Origin of the sequence: Litorimonas sp. (genome assembly GCA_029936425.1) — a bacterium.
Lineage (GTDB): Bacteria > Pseudomonadota > Alphaproteobacteria > Caulobacterales > Maricaulaceae > Litorimonas.
Window position 1 is genome coordinate 1 of record JAPYSU010000013.1, and the last position, 22,981, is coordinate 22,981.

21 protein-coding genes are annotated in these 22,981 nt (G+C 52.6%); 16 read left to right on the forward strand and 5 right to left on the reverse strand.

All coding sequences use genetic code 11. The annotated features are described in order from the left end of the window. Window positions 1–167 precede the first annotated feature (167 nt). The 3 genes from ACN0IC_RS11005 to ACN0IC_RS11015 all read left to right on the forward strand — a co-directional run bounded on the left by ACN0IC_RS11005 (window position 168) and on the right by ACN0IC_RS11015 (window position 3,076). Window positions 168–515: a hypothetical protein gene (locus ACN0IC_RS11005; RefSeq protein ID WP_416878829.1), complete on the forward strand. Its 348-nt coding sequence runs from the start codon at window positions 168–170 to the stop codon at window positions 513–515. Between the two features lie 9 nt (window positions 516–524). Beyond that, window positions 525–2,108 (forward strand): ABC-F family ATP-binding cassette domain-containing protein, encoded by a 1,584-nt coding sequence (locus tag ACN0IC_RS11010; protein ID WP_416878830.1) that lies wholly within the window; start codon window positions 525–527, stop codon window positions 2,106–2,108. A 137-nt stretch (window positions 2,109–2,245) separates the two neighbouring features. Next, entirely contained in the window at window positions 2,246–3,076 is an 831-nt protein-coding gene (locus ACN0IC_RS11015; protein WP_416878831.1) for an EF-hand domain-containing protein, read from the forward strand. Here the strand turns inward: ACN0IC_RS11015 and ACN0IC_RS11020 are convergent. Beyond that, window positions 3,060–4,382 carry a penicillin-binding protein activator gene (locus ACN0IC_RS11020; RefSeq protein ID WP_416878832.1) on the reverse strand — a complete coding sequence of 441 codons (1,323 nt, stop codon included), beginning with the start codon at window positions 4,380–4,382 and terminating at the stop codon, window positions 3,060–3,062. The two genes, ACN0IC_RS11015 and ACN0IC_RS11020, sit on opposite strands and share 17 nt — an antisense overlap. A 38-nt stretch (window positions 4,383–4,420) precedes the next feature. Between ACN0IC_RS11020 and rsmI the strand changes: the two genes are divergently transcribed. The 5 genes from rsmI (at window position 4,421) to ACN0IC_RS11045 (ending at window position 8,691) form a co-directional block, all read left to right on the forward strand. Continuing rightward, window positions 4,421–5,317, forward strand: a complete 897-nt coding sequence (gene rsmI, locus ACN0IC_RS11025) for a 16S rRNA (cytidine(1402)-2'-O)-methyltransferase (protein WP_416878833.1) — start codon at window positions 4,421–4,423, stop codon at window positions 5,315–5,317. Window positions 5,318–5,335: 18 nt separating this feature from the next. After that, on the forward strand, window positions 5,336–5,713 hold the full coding sequence (locus ACN0IC_RS11030) for a YraN family protein (protein WP_416878834.1): 378 nt from the start codon (window positions 5,336–5,338) through the stop codon (window positions 5,711–5,713). 149 nt (window positions 5,714–5,862) lie between these two features. Further along, window positions 5,863–6,897, forward strand: a complete 1,035-nt coding sequence (locus ACN0IC_RS11035; RefSeq protein WP_416878835.1) for a hypothetical protein — start codon at window positions 5,863–5,865, stop codon at window positions 6,895–6,897. A 387-nt stretch (window positions 6,898–7,284) separates the two neighbouring features. Next, window positions 7,285–7,734: a hypothetical protein gene (locus ACN0IC_RS11040; RefSeq protein WP_416878836.1), complete on the forward strand. Its 450-nt coding sequence runs from the start codon at window positions 7,285–7,287 to the stop codon at window positions 7,732–7,734. Between the two features lie 195 nt (window positions 7,735–7,929). Beyond that, on the forward strand, window positions 7,930–8,691 hold the full coding sequence (locus ACN0IC_RS11045) for a BON domain-containing protein (protein WP_416878837.1): 762 nt from the start codon (window positions 7,930–7,932) through the stop codon (window positions 8,689–8,691). A gap of 2 nt (window positions 8,692–8,693) precedes the next feature. Here ACN0IC_RS11045 and ACN0IC_RS11050 read toward each other — a convergent pair whose 3' ends face one another. The 4 genes from ACN0IC_RS11050 to ACN0IC_RS11065 all read right to left on the reverse strand — a co-directional run bounded on the left by ACN0IC_RS11050 (window position 8,694) and on the right by ACN0IC_RS11065 (window position 15,609). Further along, window positions 8,694–10,796: a TonB-dependent receptor gene (locus ACN0IC_RS11050; RefSeq protein ID WP_416878838.1), complete on the reverse strand. Its 2,103-nt coding sequence runs from the start codon at window positions 10,794–10,796 to the stop codon at window positions 8,694–8,696. A 455-nt stretch (window positions 10,797–11,251) separates the two neighbouring features. Beyond that, window positions 11,252–11,968 carry a ribonuclease PH gene (gene rph / locus ACN0IC_RS11055; RefSeq protein WP_416878839.1) on the reverse strand — a complete coding sequence of 239 codons (717 nt, stop codon included), beginning with the start codon at window positions 11,966–11,968 and terminating at the stop codon, window positions 11,252–11,254. Window positions 11,969–12,058: 90 nt separating this feature from the next. Then, window positions 12,059–12,646, reverse strand: coding sequence for a hypothetical protein (locus ACN0IC_RS11060; protein ID WP_416878840.1), 588 nt, complete (start codon window positions 12,644–12,646; stop codon window positions 12,059–12,061). Between the two features lie 74 nt (window positions 12,647–12,720). Then, window positions 12,721–15,609 carry a M16 family metallopeptidase gene (locus tag ACN0IC_RS11065; RefSeq protein ID WP_416878841.1) on the reverse strand — a complete coding sequence of 963 codons (2,889 nt, stop codon included), beginning with the start codon at window positions 15,607–15,609 and terminating at the stop codon, window positions 12,721–12,723. A 115-nt stretch (window positions 15,610–15,724) separates the two neighbouring features. On the opposite strand from ACN0IC_RS11065, the gene ACN0IC_RS11070 reads away from it, so the two are divergent. From ACN0IC_RS11070 to dnaA, 8 genes are all read left to right on the forward strand, one after another. Beyond that, window positions 15,725–16,234: an MgtC/SapB family protein gene (locus tag ACN0IC_RS11070; RefSeq protein WP_416878842.1), complete on the forward strand. Its 510-nt coding sequence runs from the start codon at window positions 15,725–15,727 to the stop codon at window positions 16,232–16,234. Beyond that, window positions 16,227–16,829, forward strand: a complete 603-nt coding sequence (locus ACN0IC_RS11075) for a hypothetical protein (RefSeq protein WP_416878843.1) — start codon at window positions 16,227–16,229, stop codon at window positions 16,827–16,829. Before ACN0IC_RS11070 ends, ACN0IC_RS11075 begins: the two co-directional genes overlap by 8 nt. Window positions 16,830–16,879: 50 nt before the next feature. After that, window positions 16,880–17,971, forward strand: coding sequence for a heat-inducible transcriptional repressor HrcA (gene hrcA, locus ACN0IC_RS11080; RefSeq protein WP_416878844.1), 1,092 nt, complete (start codon window positions 16,880–16,882; stop codon window positions 17,969–17,971). Window positions 17,972–17,983: 12 nt separating this feature from the next. Further along, window positions 17,984–18,715: a nucleotide exchange factor GrpE gene (grpE, locus tag ACN0IC_RS11085; protein ID WP_416878845.1), complete on the forward strand. Its 732-nt coding sequence runs from the start codon at window positions 17,984–17,986 to the stop codon at window positions 18,713–18,715. 66 nt (window positions 18,716–18,781) lie between these two features. Beyond that, the gene (gene mutM, locus ACN0IC_RS11090) at window positions 18,782–19,618 is read left to right on the forward strand and encodes a bifunctional DNA-formamidopyrimidine glycosylase/DNA-(apurinic or apyrimidinic site) lyase (protein WP_416878846.1); all 837 of its coding nucleotides are present in this window, start codon (window positions 18,782–18,784) and stop codon (window positions 19,616–19,618) included. A 101-nt stretch (window positions 19,619–19,719) separates the two neighbouring features. Continuing rightward, entirely contained in the window at window positions 19,720–20,496 is a 777-nt protein-coding gene (locus ACN0IC_RS11095; protein ID WP_416878847.1) for an enoyl-CoA hydratase, read from the forward strand. 165 nt (window positions 20,497–20,661) lie between these two features. Continuing rightward, a complete protein-coding gene (gene rpsT / locus ACN0IC_RS11100) occupies window positions 20,662–20,925 on the forward strand; it encodes a 30S ribosomal protein S20 (RefSeq protein WP_416878848.1) in 264 nt (87 codons plus the stop codon). A gap of 473 nt (window positions 20,926–21,398) precedes the next feature. Next, window positions 21,399–22,919 (forward strand): chromosomal replication initiator protein DnaA, encoded by a 1,521-nt coding sequence (dnaA, locus tag ACN0IC_RS11105; protein WP_416878849.1) that lies wholly within the window; start codon window positions 21,399–21,401, stop codon window positions 22,917–22,919. The last annotated feature ends 62 nt before the right edge of the window (window positions 22,920–22,981 follow it).

Here is a 22,981-nt window from a genome sequence, read left to right on the forward strand (position 1 = left end):
TAAGAGGCCGCTCCGGTTCCAATCGCTGCCGCGGGGTTAGCGCCCTTGCGAAACATTACCAAATTCGGTCTCCGGCAAGGATACCGACCCCGCGGGCAGTCCACTTTATTCAAGGACGAACGCCAAAGCTGACCCCCCGATGGGCAGTGGGACGAAAGGTCTGGGCAATGCGCACTTCAGAAATTACCGTTGCATCCCTACCCATCGTCATTACCCGACTTGATCGGGTAATCCATATGGTGAAGGTGCAATTGAATAAGGTCTATCGTTGGCACTTCAATGCTTCTGCTTACGCTCAACGCTCAATTTACACCCCAACGAACGAGAACCGCATGGATTCCCCGGTTAAACCGGGGAATGACGGAAAAAACATCAGGCAGTCAATCGCTCAACCTTGCCCTTTGAAGACGCAGAGCCCCGCATCTTCGCTTTGCAGCCTGCAAAAAACAGGTCAATCTGCATTGCAGATGCCGCGTTCAGCGCTTTCCCCTTGCGTTTATACCGGCAGCCCTTAAGTCGCGCCCATGTTAGCAATTAATGATTTAGATTATGCCGTTCAGGGCCGTCCGCTTTTTGTCAAAGCCACAGCCTTCATTGCGGCCGGGTGGAAAGTCGGGCTTATCGGGCGAAACGGAACGGGGAAATCCACCCTGCTCCGGCTTATCCGCGAAGAGATCGAACATCCCACCGCCGACGCCGCCATCAAACTGAATAAAAATGCCCGCCTCGGCTGGGTGGCGCAGGAAGTGGCCGCAACGGATGACACCATTATGGAGGTGGTCCTTGCCGCTGACCGTGAACGCGCCGCCCTGATGAAAGCCAGCGAGACGGAGACCGACCCGGACAAGCTCGGCGATATCTTTGAACGCCTGACCCATATGGATGCGTGGAACGCCGATACCCGCGCCGCCATCGTTCTGACGGGTCTTGGCTTTTCACAGGAAGATTTCTACCGCGCGACAAAGGAATTTTCAGGCGGCTGGCGCATGCGCGCCGCGATTGCGGGCGTCCTCGTCAGCGAGCCGGATGTGCTACTGCTCGACGAACCGACTAACTATCTCGACCTCGAAGGCGCGGCCTGGCTCGAGGGCTATATTCAGCGTTATCCGCATACCGTCATCATGGTCAGCCATGACCGCGAAATGCTGAACCGCTCCGTCACCCATACGCTGGCGCTGGAACATCAGCAGCTTATGCTGACCCCCGGCGGCTATGATGACTGGATGACGCTGGCGGCGGCAAAACGCGCGCAGCTCCAGGCGCAGAAGGCCAAGCAGGACGCCGAGCGCGCGCATTTGCAGGCCTTTGTCGATCGCTTCAAGGCTAAAGCCTCCAAAGCCCGGCAGGCGCAATCCCGCGTTAAAATGCTGGAGAAGATGCAGGACATCGCAATTCCGATTTCCGAACGCGCGACGCCGTTTAATTTCCCCGAACCCAAAGGCAAACTCGCCCCGCCCATGCTCGAGCTGGAAAATGCGGATCTGGGATATGGCGAGGGCGCAAAGATTTTGTCCGGCGTGAACCTCCGGCTCGACCCGGATGACCGAGTCGCCATTGTCGGGGCAAACGGTCAGGGCAAGACTACTCTGGTCAAATCCATCGCGCAGCGCCTGCCGCTTATGGACGGAAAGCGCAAAGCGTCCAGCTCTTTGCAGATCGGCTATTTCTCGCAGGATCAGCTCGACGAGCTGACGGCGGGCGAGACCGTGCTTAACCACGTCACCCAGAAACTGCCCAAAGGCACGCCCGAACACAAGGCCCGCGGCGCGGCGGCGCAGATGGGGTTTTCACATGAAAAGGTCGAGACCAATGTCGAGAAGCTCTCCGGCGGAGAAAAGGTACGCTTGCTATTGGGCCTGATGTCCATTGACAAGCCGCATGTGCTTATCCTCGACGAGCCGACCTCTCATTTGGATATCGACAGCCGCGAAGCCTTGATCTACGCGCTCAATGATTTTCCGGGGGCCGTGCTGCTCATTACCCATGATGTCTATCTGGCCGAAGCGACCGCCGACCGTCTATGGCTTGTCAATAAGGGCAAGGCCAAGCGCTATGACGGCGACCTCCGTGACTATAAGAAATTAGTGATGGCTGCCGACAGGGCGTAGAGAGGTATGTTATTTTGCTTGGAGCAAAGCCTCCCTCCCAAGACAATCAAATTGGAAGCGTATAAGGCGTTACAGAAATAAAGCTGGAAATAAACAACTTTTGGTGTAATTCTTAGTCTCTAGCTAGGAATGACATTATGCATAAACATCTTTTCCCGATTGTCCTCTCATTTACCTTCGCGCTCTTGGCCTCAGAAAGCTTTGCCGCCCCGACCGCCGACGCAAATAATAACGGCGATATAACCCGGACGGAATACTTGAATTTTATGGCAAATAAGTTTGCGGAAACAGATAAAAACTTTGATGGTAAGTTGACCCAAGAAGAATTAAAATTCTCGAGGCAACATAAACTGGAAGAACTAGCGCGCGGAAACTTTCGTTTTTTAGATCAAGATAAAGACGGCATTCTTAAATTAGAAAACTTTTCAGAGCAATTCGAGACGATTGCGGTAAATCCAAGGATGGAGGAGTCCGCCGCCGACCAATTCTTTGAGCTTCTTGACAAAAATGGGAATGGAAATGTTTCACGTTCAGAATATATCGAATACGTTCAAGCCCAGAAACAATTGGCCACGGATCAACGAAAAGAAATGGCGGCGAATTATTTTAAGTCACTCGATTTAAATCAGGATGGTTACGTAGACGAAGACGAATTTATCTATAAAGGTCGTAATTCTAAGGCGACAATAAATGATACTAGCGCAAACCCTTTCTCTAACCTCCGCAACACCTCGTCTTCCCAGAATAAAAGTGTACGGCGGGACGGAAATAGCGACGGTATTATTACCAAATCGGAAGACAGGGAATATAATCTCTATCTATTTGAAAAATTTGACAGCAATGGTGACGGCATTGTGTATGAAACCTCCCATAGTGACTTCTTTTCCGACGTCGACAATATGAATATGGGGAACACCTCAAGCTTAGTAATCAGGGCTAGAGAAAAACTCTCTAACTCGGGCCCATGACGGTTCTTGGCGCTGGGTCGATGACTACAAACTTGCCGTTTCGGATTTGATAGACGGCGAGGCCGCGTTGCGGCTTTCCGTCGGCTTCGAACCGGATCAGGCCGTCCGCGCCGTAAAAGCCGTTCGGATCTTCGAGACGCTCCATCCGGTCACGCGGGCGGCCTTCGGCCACATAGGCGCCGATCGCCACGGCGTCATAGGCCTGACTCGCCAGTCGGGAATTATCTTCGCCGTAAGCCCGGTCATAGCTGGCCTCGAAATCGGCCTGTGCGTCCGGGTCCGGTCCGGCGAAGACCCCGCCATTCAAGGCCGGTTCGCGCACGGTGGCGTTATTCTTCCAGAGGCCGGTGCCGAGGAACTGAACGGATGAGGGGTCGACATTGTAATAAGGCAGGAGCGGCGCAAGGCTCCGCAATGCCGTTCCGCCTTCCGGCAGGATAATGGCTTGGTAACGGGTCGAACGATATTGATTGGCCATGCTCCGCGCCGGCTCCTGCATGACGGTGATATCATCACCGCTATAGCTCGCAGAGGCCGTAATCTCTCCGCCGTTTTCGCGGACGGCCTTACGGTAGGCGTCATTGACGCGGCGGCCATATTCGCTCGTCGGGCCAAAAAAGGCAAAACGGTCTACGCCCGTATCGGAGGCATATTCGACAATGCGTTCAACTTCCGCCTCGGGCGGGAAAGATAAAAGATAGGCCCCGTCCCCCGCCACTCTTTGATCGGTGGAGAAAGCCAGAATAGGGGTCCGGCTTGAGCTGGCAACCTGCTTGGCCGCATTGACTGAACCTGACAAGATAGGTCCAAGAATAACATCCGCCCCGGAATTTAAGGCCGCGCGCGCCGCGGATTGCGCCCCTTGCGCCGTACCGCCGGTATCCAAAGCGATCAAAAGAACATCCGCCGAGTCCCGTTCAAACACAGCCAGTTCGGCGGCCTTCATCATGGAGTCTGCTTCGGCACGAAGGCGTTCGGAAGAGGAGGAAAAGGGCAGAAGCAGGGCCAGCCGTTTAACGTCCCGTCCTTCCATATGCGGCGGGGTCAGACCGTCCCGGCGTTCTGCGTCCTCATATTCATCCACCTCTTCTTCAGGTGTTTCTATTTCCGGCTCTTGCGCTTCCGGCATCGGCTCAGGTTCGACTGGACGGGGCTGAACCGGATCCGTGGGATATTGCGGCGGATAGGTCGGCGTTGAGGAACAGGCTGCCATTAGAAGGGCAAAAGCGGACAGGGCTATGACGCTGCTGCCGACCTGAAGTCGTTTGTGAATTCCGTCATGGCCAAAACGCTTAAATTTCATCATAACACTTAAACCTTAGTTCAATGCCCCGGAGGGTTTCTTTGTCCATACCCAAGAAAAGCCCTGCGCCGCAACACCTATCAGAGGAAAGCCCTAAGGCCGAGGCAGTGCCGGAGTTGGCTCCGGGCTTATACATCGTTTCGACTCCTATCGGAAATCTCCGGGATATTACGCTCCGGGCGCTGGATGTGTTGCAGGCCGCCGAGCATATTCTGGCGGAAGACACCCGGCAAACCCGTAAGCTCTGCGAAGTCTATTCTATTTCGACTCCTTTATCGGCCTATCATGACCATAATGCGGCAGCGCGTGTGCCCGATTTGATTGAGCGGCTGAAAGCCGGCGCCAGGATTGCGCTGGTCAGCGATGCCGGGACCCCGCTCGTCTCTGACCCCGGTTTTCGCCTCGTGCGGGCCGCAGTCGAAGCCGGAATTGATGTTTGGCCCGTACCGGGCGCCTCTGCCCTTCTGGCCGGCTTGGTCAAATCGGGTCTACCGTCTGACGCCTTCCACTTTGCCGGGTTTTTGCCGCCCAAATCAGCCGCTAGGCAGGCCGCTCTTTCCAGGCTGTCAAATGTGCATGCTACACTCGTCTTTTTTGAGACCGGGCCGCGTATTGAAAAGGTCTTGGCAGATATCGCAAAGGTTTTAGGTGAACGTCCCTGTGTTCTGACTCGAGAACTCACCAAGCGTTATGAAGAATCTCGTCATGGTACGGCAAAAGAACTTTTAACGGGCGTTTACGAAATCCCTCCCAAAGGGGAACTGGTTCTATTGATTGCTCCGCCCGAGGCAGACAGTCTCTGGACAAAGGATCAAGTGACTTCCGCCTTACGAGAGCAGATTTCCGATGTCGGGGTAAAACGGGCCAGCGCAGCAGTCGCGGAATTGAGTGGCTGGCCGAAGCGAGACGTCTATGCCCTGGCTCTTAGCCTGAAATGAAGCCTTGTATTTTCAATTATGATTAATCGTGCTGAAAGTGAAAAACAGGGGCGGAAAGCCGAAGCGCGGGTTGCCAGCTATCTACGGCTTCGCGGATATAAAATCCTCGAGACCCGATTTAGAACCGCTTATGGTGAGGTCGATCTTATTGCCCGAAAGGGTAAAACTCTTGCCTTCATAGAAGTCAAACAACGCGCGACACAAAAGGCCGTTGAGGACGCCATGGACTGGCGAACCGAACAGCGCGTCATGTCGGCCGCGGAAATATGGGTGGAACGAAACTTCGCCAATATGCCCGATGATTTTGAAATGCGGTTTGATTTCGCTGCAATCATAGGCGTGGTCACTCCGGTTTCCCGTGTGCGGTATTTAAAAAACGCCTTTCGTCCGGACTAAAAGTTTGACAGGATTGAAAGAGACAGAAAAGGATCGGAAACGCCATCAAACTAATTGAAAGTTCAATGCTTCTCTGATTTAATAAACCATGCCTGTGGGGGATCTTAAGGAGCAAAAATATATTAAGCTTGCCTCATATTACTGAGCCTATGAAAACCTACTCTGTAGGCTCGGCTCAAATTCTTGCCGATAAAGTGTCTCACGACATGACCGTCTTTGTGAAACGCCATGTTTTCCCCGATTTACCTCAAGCGAACGCCCTGAATTGGCGGGATATATTTGTTCTGTCCCAAACCCTACGTTACCCAGAGGGCCTTACGCCTGCGGATATTTCTGCGAATACACGTCTGGACCCTGCAACCGTCTTAAGGGCCAACGAAAAACTTTACAAAAACCGTCTTATTACTATTCTTGAACAAGCTCGGGACGCTCGCTCCAACCTTGTCCAAGTTACCTCTGGCGGGGCAGATTTTCTGCAAAATCTTTTTTCCGTTTATAGAGAGAAGCAGGAAAAAGTTTTTTTACGCTTCCTGCCCAGATTGGAAACCAATGACATTAAGGAGATTTTCGAAACCTGTCTGAACGTTCAGGAACACGCAGAAAAATTTGCGTCATTGCGGCCAAACGGAAAAATTCGTCATGACGACCGAACGAGCTATTCCCGTCATGCCTTTCAGGAGTCTTTTGAAGAGTTTCAAAGGTTTCCGGAATTTATCCTTCAGGTCTATTGCCGACGCATTTCTTCAGATTATATGTTTTTTCTCAAGTCCCACGCCATGTCGAAAATGTCGGATAAGATTCTGCGAAAAAGCCGTGAGTTACTCACGCTCATGACGCTGGATTATATTGAACATGATGCAACAGCCATGGACGTCGTCAGGCTCTTACGGTTTGACCCCGCCACCGCGACGAGAGCTGTAGCCATATTGTCTCAAGAAGGATTTATTGCCCCGGCAAACGGTTACCGCGATGATGACCGAAAGAAACCGCTCATTCTTTCTGAAAAAGGCCGCAATGCAGTTGCCGAGTATAAACATCTTATGATTCAGGCATCTGTATTTTCTAATGAGACTCTTGGCCTGAAGCGGTCTCAAAAGGAGATTAATAAACAACTGGGTATTTTGGCCTTTATCAGCAATCGCACTGAGATTTTGGCGTCCATTAAACCAGGGAAGCTTGTCTAACGGTGAGCAGAAAGACCTTATCACCACCAGGTTTTCTTGAAACTTCAAATAGTTTATTGAATTTTCAAGCTATTGATAACATTGCGTTTTTTACAGCCACATTAACGTTTCCGTAAAGACTGATTTCTACTGTTCAGTTATTGTAAAGCTTGAATGCCAAGGCTCTTTTGGAGTCTGAATCGATCCGTAAGGTTTGTCTCCCGTGAGTCGCGCCTTGCCCCCGAATAGCGCAAGGATTGCGCTCCCGTAGAAATTTTTTTTTGGAAAGGCTGTTTCAGCCTTCTCTTCATACAATTTCACGGGCCTAAATTGTAACTTTAAACCGTCGCATATGTTTCAGCTCGCCCTCCCGGCTGATTAATGCGCTCCAATCTAGACCAAAGCTATATGAACAGATCTGACTCTTTCTTTGTCAAAATGAGCGTTCTTCTGGTTCAGCCAGAGGACTCATTCGGTCAAATCCTTCGCGAGAACTTGATGAAAGAAGGCTATGAAGTTGTGGGTCCTGTCAACACAGTTGCGGACGCCTATTTGGCAATTTTGGATGAAGATCCGGACATGGCGATATTAGACCAAAAAGTCTGCCAAGATCAGACGGAAATTATGTCTGATACGTTAATTCAGATTGGCATCGAACATTTGGTACACTGTCACAATCCTCCGCATATTCTCAAGCGTGAGATAGGACATGGGGCTATGCGAGGAGTCGTCATGGCGCCCCATAAAAATACCGCAGAAGGAATTAGCCATGAGCTCTGTTACATGCGTGCCGAAAAAATCCGCCGCGAAACGGAACGCTCAACTCATAAAGTTCGCGCCCAGAATTCACCTCTTTAGAGGGCCCGCCGCTTAGTGATTAATCGTCAAATCTATTGATGAGCTCCGCTAAGGTTCGTCTGATTGGAAGAAGGTCCCTGGCTTTTTGGTAAGACTTCATTCACCATAAAGCCTTAATCTGATGCTATGAAACATCTTATCTTACCCCTGCTCTGTGCCTCTCTTTTATCCGCCTGCTCAGTTACAAGCGCAGGTTTGAGCAAAAATGATGAACGCAGTTTTGCCGGAGCGCTTAATGATGTGAATGCGGGGCGGGCAATCAAGGCGCGCATGACCCGTGCCTATGATTATAACCTCAAGAACGTGGATATCGAAGTGGCCGAAGGGGTTGCGCTGCTTTCTGGAAATGTACCAGGTAAAGAAGACCGTATCGAGGCCGCCCGCATTGCCTGGTCCGCCCCTCATGTCCAGCAGGTTGGAAATGAAATCTTGTTAGGTGAAAAACGTGGCTTCATACGGGGGGCGAAAGACGGCGTTTTGGAAAAAGCCGTGCGCACCCGCCTCTTGGCGAATGGCGCCATCAAGTCTCAAAATTTCAACGTCGAAACACATCAAGGCATTGTTTATCTGTTAGGCGTCGCTCGCACCCCGGAGGAATTGGAACAGGCCGCTCAGACGGCGGCCCAGACGCGAGGAGCAAGAGAAGTTATCTCCTATGCAAGGCTTTCTGATGATTACGCCGGTATGGCAGCACAGCTCGGCCCCGATCCTGTGCCGCAGGGTTATCCGCCGGCGCAAACTCCTATGCAGCGGGAGTTGCCGGAATTTCTAAAGACCGAGCCGCTGGCTCCGGAGCAGGACTCCGCCCCGATCCGGAACGCGCCTTATGATGAACCTATCCGCCTGCACCGTAACCAGGCGGACGACTCCTCAGTGACCGAGGAGCCTTATTATATTGATCCGAATACGGGGAAACAAATTCCTGTTTCCAACATTATTCGAAAACATAAGAATTAGTCCTAAAAGCTCGTCCCGATTGAGAAACGAACATTTCGTCCCGGAAGCGGCACGACGTCTTTCAGGAAAGATGTATGCTGTCTGGCATCAACATCAAATGCATTATGCAATGAAACGCTGATACGGACAGGTTGAGCTTCAACAGGCGCGCGCCAGGTCGCGAAGAAATTCGTCAAAGCATAATCTTCGGTCGGTAGCTCGAATGGGCCAACATCGTTTTGCTCTGCTGCATAGTCCAGCTCCGCCCGGAATTTCAGACGATCGAACTCAGCTTCTATGCCGCCCAAGACGGATAGCGGCGGTATACGCGGCAGGTTTCCACTATCGGTTTCCGCCCGGACATATTCCACTAATCCGTCCACTTTGACATCAAAGTTCCCGACCCGCGTAATTGGCGCGCCGCCTTGAATTTCAAACCCTTTGAATGTGGCGTCCTCGCCTGTGAACTGGAAGACATCCAGACCGTCTTCGACATCGCCCGTGGCCGCCTCAAAGATATAGTCTTTATAATCGGTATAAAAAGCGTTCAGGGTCAGAAAACGTCCATCCTGACGGTAGCGAATGGCGGCCTCTACGCCCCGGGCCGTTTCAATATCCAGGGTGGGGTCGCCAAGTTCAAACTGTTCCGTCGCCAAATGTGGCCCATTGGAAAACAGCTCTTCGGTTGTCGGCGCGCGCTCCGTCCGGAACACCGTGCCTCCAAAACGCACCGTATCCGAAAGATGGTAATCCCCCCCTGCGGAGACGCTGATTCCTTCGAAATTCAGATTTTCGCCTGTGACGGAGTTTTCCTGATCCGTGGTCTCGTATCGGACAGCCCCTTCCAAATGAAGGTCTCCAAATTCCTTTTCCTGGAATGTGTAGAGGCCCAGCTCCTGCGTGCTCGTGGGCGGAACGAAAGCTTCATCGCCAATCGCGGCGAAATCACGGTCTCTGTATTGAACGCCGTAAGCCGCGCTCCATCCGCCGCGTTCGCGTTGTATCGCTTCGCCTCTTATCTCATAGCCTTCATTGGTGAAAACCGTCCCGGGTTCACCGGGGGCTTCAAATTCGGTATGTTTATAGTCGGCATAGCCGCCAAAGACCTGCAAGGTTTCGATAAAGCCGTCCAGATCCAGTCGTCCGTTCATATCGATCCGGGTTTGATCCAGACTGATCGTGACCTGCTCTTCGCCCTCTTCGCCATGTTCATGGCCTTCTTCTTCGTCGTCATGACCTTCTTCGCCATGACCATGGCCCCCGGGAATGCCGTAATCGGATTGGAAATTATGGACAGAAAAACCTAGGAAGCCGCGATTGCCGACATAGGACAGACCGCCCGTGACAGAATGTGATTTGGTCGCAGAGTTCTCGAGCGTACCGAAAGCTTCGGCTTCTTCCTCATGCTCATGCTCTTCTTCATGTTCTTCTTCTTCATGACCGTGTTCTTCTTCCTCGGCGGCCCGAAAAGCGGCACTTTCCGCAAAGCCCGGAATATCGTAATCATCGCTCTCTCTAAATGTGCCGTCCAGGTGGAGAACGAAATTCCCCAAGGCCTTGTCGACTGACCCGGCGACTTCACGCCCGGCATCCACACTGGAGGCGCCAATGCGAAAAGCTCCGTCGAGGCCGTCTTCCGGCAGGGCGTTCGGAATACGGCCATCAATCACATTCACAACTCCGCCGGAACCGGACGACCCATAACGGAGAAGCGCCGCCCCGCGCAGAACTTCAATCCGTTCCGCCTGCGCCGGTTCGGCCGAGACGGCATGATCCGGAGACGCCGCAGAGGCATCAATAGAGCCAACGCCATTTGTCAGGATACGTACACGGTCGCCACCTTGTCCGCGCAAGATAGGACGGGACGCCCCTGCGCCAAAGAAACTCGACGTCACGCCGGGTTCGGATTTAAGGGTTTCGCCGATCGTCGCTGCAAGACGATCCGCAAGCTCGTCTCCGCTCAGAACCGAAACACCTGTAATGGCTTCATCTACGGAGCGGTTAAGTGGAGATCCCGTGACAATGATTTCGTCAATTTCAGAATCGAGATTTTGCGCCATGGCCGGCGCGGTAATTATAAGGGTGGCAGAAAGCGCCGAAAAACTAAGCAAAGAAGACCGCAACATGGGTACACCTTTCATACAATAAACAAGAATAAGCCCATGCGAGAACACGGACAGAAATTAAGAGGTTTATTGTGCGAAAGGGGGCGCTCGGGGGGGCGGAGCGCGGCTCTGCGCTGAGGGAAGCCTGACCGAACGCAAGGTTTCGATGAACGTCTCTTTGAAGGGGACGCCCAAATAGTCAGGTAGAGCTGGCGCCGGGATAGGCGCAACACTCTCATGCGAGGTGAAATTTACAGCGCAAACCGCGTCATCATGCTGATGCGGGCCATCTCCATATGTCGTTGCGTGCGAAACAGAGAAAGACTGAGCAAGCAGAAACCATCCCGCCAATAGCAGGAGGAAAAAACGATATGTCCGAGACAGCGTCACGTTACCTTATTACACATAGTGGCAACAGGGGAGCAAGAGAGAATGCGGGTCTGACTGCATACTCTCAGTTGCCCCTTCCTTGGTGATTAGGCCCTTAAAGTCTCGGCCTGCATCTTACAAAGTTCTTCAATGCCTTTGGCGGCCAAACGGGTCAGCTCTGCCATTTCGGCGGCTGTGAAGGGGACGTCTTCGGCGCTGGCCTGGACTTCGATAATGCCGCCGGTTTCGGTCAGGACAAAATTGGCGTCAGCCTGTGCGTTGCTATCCTCAATATATTCCAAATCGAGGCGGCATTCGCCTTCGACAATTCCGCAGGAGACAGCCGCCATTTTATCCGTGATAGGACTCTCCGAAATCAGTCCTTGCTCCACAAGCTTATCGCAAGCTTGAGACAGAGCCACCCAAGCGCCGGTAATTGACGCTGTGCGGGTGCCGCCATCGGCCTGCATTACATCGCAATCGAGAATAATCTGGCGCTCGCCGAGCTTCGTCAGATCAATCGCGGCGCGTAAGGAACGCCCGATCAAGCGCTGGATTTCGACCGTGCGCCCGCCTTGTTTACCGCGGGCGGCCTCGCGGCTATTTCGGGAATGAGTCGCCCGGGGCAGCATGCCATATTCCGCTGTCACCCAGCCCTTGCCCGACCCCTTCATCCAGCGCGGTACATTTTCATCAACACTGGCTGTGCAGAGGACGTGAGTTCCGCCAAACTTGGCCAAACAAGAGCCTTCTGCGTAGCGGGACACTCCGGCCTCCAGGGTAACGGGGCGTAAATCATCACGGTTTCTGTTGTTCGGGCGCATGTTATAACCTTTCCTGACTGAGCCTTTGCGTTAGACATCTTGGCCCGCAAAGACCAGACCGAATTACGGCTAAACTCAACTAAAAAAGGTCTATGAAGCCGGCACGCGGCGCCACATAACCGAGTAGGGCAGCTCTTTTCCGGCGTCTTCCGCGACTTGGGTTTCGTAAATATAAAACCCGTTTTCCGGCGCTTTAAACCGGCTGATACCGCGTTTTGGACCTGCAACTTCCCGACTGGAAATCAGCACAGGCTCGCAATTTAACGCTTCTAACAGAAAGAAGCCTTTACATGACTTGATATTCAGAACCGCTGAATATCCTGCGGGAATATTATAATCCACCTGAAGCATTTGACCCGCGCGGAAATACCCTCGCTGGACATGAAATAAATCAAAGAACGGGGAAAAAACCGTGCGATTTTTTTCGTAATCGATCTTAGGTAATGTTTTGTCCTGAGTAGACACCGCCAGGACAGAACGATTGGACAGCATGGACGGCAGATAAAACAGGGAACTGTAACTTAGGCAGAGGCCGACAAACAAAGCCACTACGGTGGCCAGTAAGCGGCGATCACTCATGCTACGCCGCTTAGGCTCAATATAACCCTGCCTGAAGCGGGCGACTTCATCTTCGCTCCGCTTTATGACCTGGTTGATTTGAACGGTACGAAACGACATGTTTTCCTAAATCAGCTCCAAAGTTCCCCTGCCCTTATCAGGAAAACCTTAGAAAACCGTGAAGGATGAGAGGTCTACTCTTTGGTTTCAATCGCGTTTCCGTAAATATCGAGTTCGATGACGTCGCCTTTTCCGGCCTCTTTCGCAAAGCTCTGAACTGGCTCAAGCTGCGTTTTTCGATCCCCGACAACGAGGTAAATCATATCCTCTTCCTTCAGATATTTGGCGGCAATATTTTTGAAATCCTCTACCGTCATATCGACGAGTTCGGCCTGCTCGGCCTCGACAAAGTTTCGGCTTTTGTCAAAACGACTGATTTCGTTCAACAAGCCGAGCTTGGCATTCAGGGATTCAAAGGCGCGGGTACTGTCTTTAATGACCTTATTCTTGGTCAGCTCTGCCGCCGCCGCGTCAAACTCGGGGCCGTAATCCTGGAGCATACCGCGAATGACTTTAAGAGACGGCTCCGTTGCATTTGCGCGAACGCTCGTGCCGATACGGTATGGCTGGGCCATTTCTCCGGCCCCAATTCCGGAATAGGCGCCATATGTGTAGCCTTTTTCAATCCGGAGAGTCTGAGACAAATCTCCGCTAATCCCGCCGCCGAATTTTTCATTGGTAAAGTCAATTTTATTGAAATCAGGGTGGGTCGCGGGGACCCCTAACCGTCCGATATAAAGCACGCTTTGCTTGCTTTCGGGTACATCGATAAAGAAGACCTTTCCGGCGTCATCCTGCTTGGGAATTGTGAAAGACGGCGCTTCGAAGTCGTCCTGATTCAACTCTGTTGCCAGCGGGGCGAATGCCGTTTCTGCCTGCTCCGGTGACACGTCCCCGACAATATGGAATGTCGCGGGGACACTGAAAAGTTTGGAATGGACGGATGTCATATCCTCCAATGTCAGGGCAGAAACCGTTTCTTCGGTTCCGTCGCCAGGAAGTCCCATGGGATTGTCATCGCCATACACACGTTTTGAAAATGCCAATGAGGCGATAGAATTCGGATTGGCTTCACGGCCTTTAATGGACGTGAGAGCGGCCGACTTCACCCGTTCGAACTCATCGCTCTGAAAGCGGGGCTGTAAGAGAATTTCTTCTACCAGCTCTAAAGTGGGGGCAAGATTTCGGGCCAGGGACGTACCGTTAATAGAGACCGTCTCGCGTCCGGCGGAGACGCCGACAAATGAACCTAAAAGCCCTAATTCCTGTTCAAGCTCTGCTGCGGATTTTGTTGCCGTACCTTCCTCCATCAAGCGGGAGAGAAGCTCAATCGAGCCTTTTTCGTCTAACGTTTCGAGCTCGTTTGATCCGGCAGCAAATGTAATATTGAAAGCCACTAATGGCGTTTCGTTATTTTCTATTCCGAGCAAAGTCACATTATTGGCCAGCTCTGCGTCCCAGATATCGGGCATTTTCACCAAAGGCAGTTCCCCGAAAGGCGGCTCCGAGCGGTCAAATTCGGTCGGTGTTTTTTCATATTCCGCTTCTTCGCCCTGACTGACCTCTTCGCTGGCCACATCAGACTTGACCTCTTCTATCCAGACCTCCGCCAATTCAGAGCCTTCCAATGCCAGTTCCGCTTCGCCCTTGGGGACAAAGCTGGTCATGATGGCGGGCTTATCTTTGAGGTATTTATTATAGACCGCCATAACGTCTTCGGCTGTGACGGACTTTAATAATTCGGCTTGAACCGTAGCATAGGCCGGATCACCGGCAAATTCATTGGATTGGGCCAGCTCTTGGCCTTTCCCCAATATCGTCGCGACACTGGAATAAAGCCGGGTTTCCTGCTCCGCCTTAATCCGCTGAAGGTCTTTGGGGTCAACGCCGTTTTCTTCGAAATTATCTAGCGCAGCCTGGAGCGAGGCATAAACGGCATCAAGATCCATGGCGGCATTGGCGCGAATCCGGAAAACGAACTCCCCGGCCAGTTCCATGCTGTTATTATAGGCACTGACAGAAGGGGCGAGTTTATCCGTCTCGACAACCTGTTTGAACAAGGCCGAGTTTTTACTTCCGGCAATAATTTCCCCGAGAACCCGAAGCGGAATTTCGTCTTCATTATAACTTTCAACTGTCGGGAAGGTCAGGCGGAGCTCGGGAAGTTTGGCAAAGCTGTCTTCGAAGTAGAGCTTCTTATCGGCTTCGAGCGTGACCGGCATGGGCGGAAGCGCGTCCACCTCCTGCCCTTTCGGGATTTCGCCAAACCATTGGCGGACTTTACGCTTGGTCTCCTCGATATCGATATCGCCCACAATAGAAAGTGTGGCATTATTCGGGCCGTAAACTTCCCGGTAAAAGGATTTCAAATCTTCCAGGGTCGCCGCTTGTAAATCGGGAAGGGATCCGATGACTGTCCAGTTATAGGGATGGCCTTCCGGATAGAGCGCTCCGCGTATAACCTCCTGCGTATAACCGTAAGGCGCATTATCAACGCGCTGACGCTTTTCGTTTTTAACGACCTGTTTTTCCCGGTCGAGAGCCGCCTGTGTCACCGTGTTGAGCATATAGCCGAGCCGGTCGGAATCGATCCAGAGAATTTTATCAAAAGCATCTTTCGGGACAACTTCATAATAAATTGTGCCGTCGCTCCAGGTTCCGCCATTTCTTAGCCCGCCCCATTCAGGAATGGCTTTACGGTTCCACCCACGCGGAACATTCTCAGAGTCATTAAAAGCCATATGTTCAAAAAAATGGGCAAAGCCTGTCCGGCCCGGCTTTTCGCGGTTGCTACCCGCATGGATGACCGTCGTTACCGCGACAATTGGATCGGATTTATCGACATGGAGAATAACTTCCAGGCCATTTTCCAGCGTGAACTTCTCATAGTCGAGTTCAAATTCGGAAGATTGAACTGCGGATTCGACGCTCGGCTCGGTCTGCGGAGCGGCATGAGCGATGCCTCCAAAGGCTCCGAGGATAAGCGCCGCAGCGCCGGTATATAAAGTAGTTTTAAATGACATAAAATTTCTCCTTTCCGGTGTCTTAGCGGGCTAGAGCCGCGCTGTCACCTCACTCAAAAATCTGAGCTTTTGGCGTGCCCTCGGAACCTGTCATGCCGCCTGTCGTTAAGTTCCTATGACGGAAATGCTTTCATCGGAATATTTTGACTCGCTTTCTCTTTGGGAAATGGTCGCTCGATTAAGCCTGGCGTGTCTCTTGGGCTTTGCCGTCGGATTTGACCGGGAACTGAAATCCCGGGCGGCCGGACTCCGCACCCATATGCTGACCTCTCTGGCCGCCGCAATCTTCATGATTATTGCCCTGGAGTTGATTGCCGCTATCGGATCAGACGATGACCGCACCCAGTTGGACCCCTTGCGGGTCATTGAGGCCGTGACCGCCGGCGTGGCGTTTCTCGCCGCCGGGACAATCATTCAGGCCAAAGGGTCGGTCAAAGGGTTGACGACCGGCGCGAGTATGTGGCTATCCGGCGCGGTCGGGCTGGCCTGCGGGTCGGGCTTTTACGTTTTAGCGCTTCTCGGCACGGGCTTGTCCTTAATCGTCTTGATTCCCATTCGCTATTTCGAGCGACACCTGCCGAAAAAAGACAAATCCGATATTTTAAGTCAGTCTGAAAATGAGTGATCGGGACGTCACCTATGAATTTCGCATTTGGGATAAGAACATTCAAATTTCGCCGGACGATTTAACGGCGCTTTTTGGCTCTCCCCGCCGAGAGGCCCGGACAGATTTATACTGGCCCCCAAAAGAGCCTTACCTTCCGAAATTCAGGTCCCATGACCGCCTTGAGCTGAAAGAGAGGATCGCAAAGAAAGGCGGGCTGGATATTTGGAAGCGTTCTGTCAGCGCAGAATTCCCTATACCAGAGCGAGACCTAAAGGCATTTTGCGTCTGCTCGCCCGAGCTCCCTCTCGCCGCGAATGACTTTGCAAGCTTTGAAGCGGCCATGAATTATCTGATGAATAAAGTTCCTCTGCTGCCGGTCACGAAACAAAGAGCGCTTTATCAGGCGACTGAAACCGGAGAGGAAAAGGCAGAAATTGAAGTGTCCGAAATTCTGGTTTTAGGGAAATCTCACACAACACTCGCTATTGAATGCTCTTCAAAAGATGCGGCTCTTGATTTGGTGTCTCAATTGAATCTCTTTGAATTTGACAATATGTCCTATCTTGACTGGTTCGCAGAGAGAAAAGGATTCACTTTCGATAAAAGTGTTTAACTCTGCTGCCTCTTGCAAGGCTTACGGAAACTGACCACATAAGAGCCGATATGAGTGATGTTTTCTCTACATTTACGCTGTCTGACCTCGACAGCCGCGCGCGGCATATTTTCCGCGACATTGTCGAGAGCTATTTAGAGACCGGCGTCCCCGTCGGGTCAAAAACGCTGGCCTTGTCCGGCGGGCGATCCCTCTCTCCGGCGACAATACGAAACACAATGGCCGAGCTGTCCCGATACGGCTTATTAGCCTCGCCCCATGTCAGCGCAGGACGGGTCCCGACTCAGGCCGGACTGCGCCTGTTTGTCGATGGTCTTTTAGAAATCGGAGATTTGGGCGGGGCCGAACGCCAGAGACTCGAAGCCAGACTGGCAGGAACAGAGCAATCCTCGGATCAGTTTCTGGAACAAGCCAGCGGAATGCTCGCCGGATTGGCCGGCGGTGCCGGCCTAGTTCTCAGCCCTTCTGCCGCGCCGCAATCTCCGCCCTTACGCCACGTTGAATTTGTCGCTCTGGATGACGGGCAGGCGCTGGTCGTACTTGTTTATACGGACGGGCGAATTGAAAACCGCCTCATGCCGAGACCCGAAGGTCTCTTGCCCGCCTCACTGGAACGGGCCGGGAATTTTCTGTCTGCCCGCCTGAAAGGCCGCCGCCTGGAAGAGGCCCGCGCCGATATCTTGGAAGAAATGGCAAACGGTCAGGCCCAAATTGACGCCGCTGCCGAAGGCCTTATCAAGCAAGGACTGGCCGAATGGTCAGGAAGCGAGGAGGCAACTGACAATAAACGCGCTTTAATCGTGCGCGGACGGGCACAACTCCTTGACAATTTGGAAGCGCAAACCGATTTGGAGCGCATCCGTCTCTTATTCGAGGATTTGGAACGCAAGGAAGAACTGATAGCCCTTCTGGACAGGACCGAAGAAGCGGACGGTGTAAAGATTTTTATCGGCACGGAGAATCCCCTATTCTCTTTGTCGGGATCGAGCCTGGTCATCGCGCCTTACCGTGATGCGGCTCAAAACATTTTAGGGGCGGTGGGCGTGATTGGCCCGACCCGCCTGAATTACGCGCGGGTTATTCCCATGGTGGATTATACCGCACAACTGGTTGGGCGCAGGCTCGGCCCGAATGCAAGATAAAGAGAGACAGATATGTCCGACCCGAAAAAACCGACCATGCCAAACGTAAAAGGCATGGATGATTTTCCGAGCGACTCCGAACTGGACGCCCTGCAGGCCGAAATAGAGAAAGCCAAAAAAGGCATGGGCGATCATGAAATAAATCTGGGCGAAACCAGTCTGGGCGCTCACGCCGAAGCGGCTGCCAAAGCGGATTTCGAAGCAGAAAGCGCCGAAGAAGCCAATTCCGAGTTCGACACGAACGCCCCCGATGCCGGGGCTGCCGCTATTGCGCGCATTCAGGAACTGGAAGCCGAAATCGCCAAGATCAAGGATCAGTCTCTTCGCGCTCTGGCGGATGCCGAAAACACCAAACGCCGCGCCGAACGCGAAGTGAAAGCCGCAAAAACCTTCGGGATTGAAAAATTTGCCCAGGACATGCTCTCGGTACACGACAACCTCTCCCGTGCTTTATCGACGCTCGAAGGCACAGATAAAAGCGATTTGGGCGAAAACGCCAAAAACCTCGTGGACGGTATCGAATTGACAGAAAAAGACCTGATCATGGTGCTCTCCCGTCATGGCGTGAAACCGGTGGCCGGGGTTGGCAGCAAATTTGACCCTAATGTCCACCAAGCCGTTGCCAATATCCCGTCTTCCGAAGAAAAAGGCCATGTCGCAACAGTCATGCAAACCGGCTTTACACTCGGAGACCGCACCTTGCGCGCTGCTATGGTGGCCGTCAGTACGGGATCTGCATCCTAATCTGCCTGTTGTATCCGGCTGTTAATACATAGCCGGAGATTACAGGTTTAAGTGAGGAGAGGCGCCATGCCAGAGCTCCCCGAAGTTGAGACGGTTCGGCGCGGGCTTGCTCCCGTCATGGAAGGACATGTCTTTCAAACGGTCACTTTAAACCGTCCAGACCTTCGTTTTCCCTTTGACCCTGAATTTATAGACCGAGTGCAAGGTCAGCGCCTGATCCGTCTCTCCCGACGCGCCAAATTTCTACAGGCCGAGCTGTCCAGCGGGGAACGTCTTTTTATGCATTTAGGCATGAGCGGACGCTTTATAATCGAAAACGCCCCGACCGCTCGATTTGTGCATGAGCACAAGGCGGATCCGAAACACCACCATGTTGTTTTTACAATGGAAAACGGTACGCTCATTACGTTCAATGATCCGCGCCGCTTTGGCTTTATGGAACTCGCCGCCAAGGGAGCCGCTTACCGTCTTGACCATATCGGGCCGGAGCCGCTTTCGAATGCTTTCAACGGCCCGGTTTTGCGCGAGGCGCTCCGCGGTAAGACCTCCAAAATCAAGGCGGCTTTGCTTGACCAGCGCGTGGTCGCGGGGCTGGGTAATATATATGTCTGCGAAGCGTTGTTCCGAACGGGGGTTTCGCCGCGCCGCGCCGCCGGACGATTGAAAGTGGCCGAAACCGATGCTCTTGCCCGCAACATTAAAGATGTTCTTTCCGAAGCGATAGAAGCCGGGGGGAGCTCTCTCCGGGACTTTTCCAATACGGACGGAAAGCTGGGCTATTTTCAGCACAGTTTTGACGTTTACGGACGGGAAGGACAGCCTTGCCCCGCCTGCGCGGCGCCGATACAGCGAATTGTACAAAGCGGACGCAGCAGTTTTTTCTGCCGAAACTGCCAAACTTGAGGCCAGTTCGGCAGAAGGGAACACGCCTTGCCACCCTTGGGTCTCCTGCGTTACAACCCGTTCACAATAAAAGGGCAATATTCCCTAAACGAGAGAGAGTTATGGCTTACAAATTGATTGATCTGACGCGCGATGGCGGGGTTGCTGTTATCCAGCTGGATAGACCCAAGGCGCTAAATGCCCTTAATACTGAAATGATGGGCGAAGTTGCGGACGCGCTTGCCGCCCTGGAGGCAGATGACGCGATTGGCTGCGTTATTCTGACCGGTTCCGAGAAAGCCTTTGCCGCAGGCGCGGACATTAAGGAAATGTCCCAGAATGATTATCTCTCAATTTATAAAAACGACACGTTTGAGGAAAACCACTGCGCGATTGAGCGTTTTCGCAAACCTATCATTGCCGCGGTTGCCGGATACGCGCTCGGCGGGGGCTGCGAGATTGCGATGATGTGCGACTTCATCATCGCGGCAGATAACGCCAAATTTGGTCAGCCTGAAATAAATCTGGGCGTGATGCCCGGTATTGGCGGCACGCAGCGGCTGATGCGCGCTGTCGGCAAAGCCAAGGCGATGGACCTCTGCCTGACGGGCCGGATGATGCCTGCCGAAGAGGCTGAACGCGCCGGACTCGTTAGCCGGATTGTCAAACTTGATGATCTGATGAGCGAAGCCAAGGAAGCGGCCACAAAGATTGCCGGCCAAAGCCAGCCCGTGGCCATGATTACCAAGGAAACCGTCAATGCCGGGTTCAATATGACCCTGGAACAGGGCATAAGGTTTGAGCGCCGCTTGTTCCAAAGCCTGTTCACGACACAGGATCAGAAAGAGGGCATGGCCGCTTTTATTGAAAAGCGCAAACCCCACTTTAAAAACAAATAGGCGATTTACTCTTACAGCGCTGAGTTTTAACGAACCGGTTTTAAATCCCGTAAGTCTCTGCGATTGCAGAGTTGACGGGGTCAATTCGGGCGCGTATAGGCGGCGCTTGAAATTCGGGTAGATCAATGGATCTGCCTCTTTAGGATATGAAGATAGAGGAATAACATGGCAAATACGTCATCTGCCAAGAAGAACGTCCGTAAAATGGCCCGCAAGACCGAGGTCAACCGGAATCGTCGCAGTCAAGTTCGCTCGTTTTTGCGCCGCGTTGAAGATGCGATCACAGCCGGCGACAAGTCTGCTGCGAATGAGGCGCTGAAAAAAGCTGAGCCGGCTTTGATGCGTGCTGTCAATCGGGGGATTTTTCACAAAAATACTGCGGCCCGGAAAATTTCTCGTTTGAACAAGCGCGTTAAAGCCATCGGGTAAGCCTTATTGCTTTCGGCTTTCCGCCAATCTAAAATTTATACAGCCGGGCAATAGCCCGGTTTTTTTTATGTCTGAAATTTTGAGGGCTCCCAAGGACGGCTAATCCGCTCGTTGAAGAAAGTTGGGCTGATAGCTCTGCTCAAATAGACAGCGCTGACACTCAAAATGTGTAGCTTTGAAACATTGTCTGATAAAATTTTTAAGAAATATGAATTTTTTGCAACGCCAGCTTTTTGAGATTCTTACGTTTTTTTGAGTCAACAGAAAAGGCATAAAGAATCAGGACTTTTCGCCGTTGACGGGAGCGAAAAGAGTCGGTTTATTAGGGAGGTCAGCGGCCATGGGGGGAAGCTGGCGGTCGAGGGAGTTCTGGACGGAGAAGGGTATCACCTTCCCGGTTGGATCCATGAAATATTTATAATAATCAAGGGTTTAGTCAATTTACCCTCTGGGTTCGTGCGGAGTAAATTTCAATGCAGGATGCGAAAGTCAGTCCCAAACTGTCCAATATTTCTAATCAAAATACCACACCCGATTTATATACGGGAGAACCGCCTTTGAAGAGTGCTAACAATACGTGGGCAAAAGTAAAAACCGATCTTGGCTATGCGCTCGGACCTAATGTGCACCGCTCCTGGACGGGCCAGCTCCGCGTTAGCCAGGCCAATGACCGTATCGTGACTCTTGCGGCTCCCTCGCGTTTCATTGCGTCCAAAATTGAATCCAATTATGCGGACACAGTGCGCCGTCTCTGGAAAAAATATGATATGGTCGCGCCGCCGCGTGATATTATTTTTTCCGCAGCAACTGATCGGACGGCCCAAACAAGCGGCCAGTCAAGAGGTCAGGGCTCACATAAATCGGTCGATACCGCGCAGCCTTTAAGGCCGATTAATCCGTCCGCACGTCAGGCGGCTCAAGCCAGTTTAGAAACATCCGCCCCTAAAACCGAAAACCCGCGGGACCGTTTTACTTTTGATAATTTCGTTGTGGGCGCATCTAACGAGCTGGCCTTTGCCGTGGCGCGCCAGATTGCGTCCTGCCGCGCGCCGCAATATAATCCTATTGTTATTCACGGCGCCAACGGCATGGGCAAAACCCATTTGCTTCATGCCATTGAGGACGCGATCACAGAGTCTGATCCGAATTATCGCGTAAAACTGATTTCTTCGGAAAGTTTCGTGTCCGCCTTTGTCTCTTCCGTTCGCGGCGGAGGTCGGGACGCCATAGATGACTTTAAAAAGAGTCTTCGCGATGTGGATCTTCTGATTATCGACGACGCCCATTTTATCGCAGATAAGCCCGGTTCTCAGGAGGAGCTCCTCCACACATTAGTCAGCCTGGTCGCGCAGGGACGTCAGATTCTGATCGCCGCTGACCGTCACCCCGATAAAATCGACAAAGCATCTGATCGATTGAAATCCTATCTATCCTCCGGTCTGGTTTGCCGCATTGGCGCGGCGGATTACGAATTGCGTCTGCGCATATTGGATCGTTTGATCCAGCGCCGCCGGGCTTCCGGAAATCCGGCTCTCGCCATCCCGCAAACCGCCCGCGACCATCTTGCGGCGCGCATGAATGCCACGCCGCGCGACCTCGAAGGCGCGTTTAACCAGATTGTGGCGCAAAGCGAATTTCTCGGCACGCCAATTACGTTGGAAACTGTGCAGGAAACCCTGTCAGACTCTCGTTACATGGCCGGACAACGCCTGACCGTTGACCGAATTCAACGCGCCGTCTGCGAGGAATTTAATGTTACGCTCACAGATATGACGTCCAAGCGCCGCGCGCGGGTCATTGCCCGCCCAAGGCAGGTCGCCATGTATCTGTCCAAAAAACTGACCAAGCGCTCCCTGCCCGATATCGGCAGACGTTTTGGCGGACGCGATCACACCACGGTGATGCACGCCGTCAAACGAATAGATGAGCTTCGCGCAGCGGATACGGAATTCAACGCGCAAATTGAAACGGTTGAAGGCGTTTTAAAGGCATAAGGGCCGCGCCCTCTTGGGGGCGGGGCTTTTGATAGGCCTTTATTCCCGGGGCAAGGATTTGA

Excerpts from the sequence above, each read along its gene's own strand:
- ACN0IC_RS11020 (WP_416878832.1), bottom strand. The coding sequence starts at position 4,382 with ATGATGAAATTTAAGCGTTTTGGCCATGACGGAATTCACAAACGACTT.
- dnaA (WP_416878849.1), top strand. The coding sequence starts at position 21,399 with ATGCAGGATGCGAAAGTCAGTCCCAAACTGTCCAATATTTCTAATCAA.
- ACN0IC_RS11010 (WP_416878830.1), top strand. The coding sequence starts at position 525 with ATGTTAGCAATTAATGATTTAGATTATGCCGTTCAGGGCCGTCCGCTT.
- ACN0IC_RS11075 (WP_416878843.1), top strand. The coding sequence starts at position 16,227 with ATGAGTGATCGGGACGTCACCTATGAATTTCGCATTTGGGATAAGAAC.
- grpE (WP_416878845.1), top strand. The coding sequence starts at position 17,984 with ATGTCCGACCCGAAAAAACCGACCATGCCAAACGTAAAAGGCATGGAT.
- ACN0IC_RS11035 (WP_416878835.1), top strand. The coding sequence starts at position 5,863 with ATGAAAACCTACTCTGTAGGCTCGGCTCAAATTCTTGCCGATAAAGTG.
- ACN0IC_RS11030 (WP_416878834.1), top strand. The coding sequence starts at position 5,336 with ATGATTAATCGTGCTGAAAGTGAAAAACAGGGGCGGAAAGCCGAAGCG.
- ACN0IC_RS11040 (WP_416878836.1), top strand. The coding sequence starts at position 7,285 with ATGAACAGATCTGACTCTTTCTTTGTCAAAATGAGCGTTCTTCTGGTT.
- ACN0IC_RS11065 (WP_416878841.1), bottom strand. The coding sequence starts at position 15,609 with ATGTCATTTAAAACTACTTTATATACCGGCGCTGCGGCGCTTATCCTC.
- ACN0IC_RS11095 (WP_416878847.1), top strand. The coding sequence starts at position 19,720 with ATGGCTTACAAATTGATTGATCTGACGCGCGATGGCGGGGTTGCTGTT.
- ACN0IC_RS11050 (WP_416878838.1), bottom strand. The coding sequence starts at position 10,796 with ATGTTGCGGTCTTCTTTGCTTAGTTTTTCGGCGCTTTCTGCCACCCTT.
- ACN0IC_RS11005 (WP_416878829.1), top strand. The coding sequence starts at position 168 with ATGCGCACTTCAGAAATTACCGTTGCATCCCTACCCATCGTCATTACC.
- rpsT (WP_416878848.1), top strand. The coding sequence starts at position 20,662 with ATGGCAAATACGTCATCTGCCAAGAAGAACGTCCGTAAAATGGCCCGC.
- ACN0IC_RS11015 (WP_416878831.1), top strand. The coding sequence starts at position 2,246 with ATGCATAAACATCTTTTCCCGATTGTCCTCTCATTTACCTTCGCGCTC.
- ACN0IC_RS11070 (WP_416878842.1), top strand. The coding sequence starts at position 15,725 with ATGACGGAAATGCTTTCATCGGAATATTTTGACTCGCTTTCTCTTTGG.
- hrcA (WP_416878844.1), top strand. The coding sequence starts at position 16,880 with ATGAGTGATGTTTTCTCTACATTTACGCTGTCTGACCTCGACAGCCGC.
- ACN0IC_RS11060 (WP_416878840.1), bottom strand. The coding sequence starts at position 12,646 with ATGTCGTTTCGTACCGTTCAAATCAACCAGGTCATAAAGCGGAGCGAA.
- rph (WP_416878839.1), bottom strand. The coding sequence starts at position 11,968 with ATGCGCCCGAACAACAGAAACCGTGATGATTTACGCCCCGTTACCCTG.
- mutM (WP_416878846.1), top strand. The coding sequence starts at position 18,782 with ATGCCAGAGCTCCCCGAAGTTGAGACGGTTCGGCGCGGGCTTGCTCCC.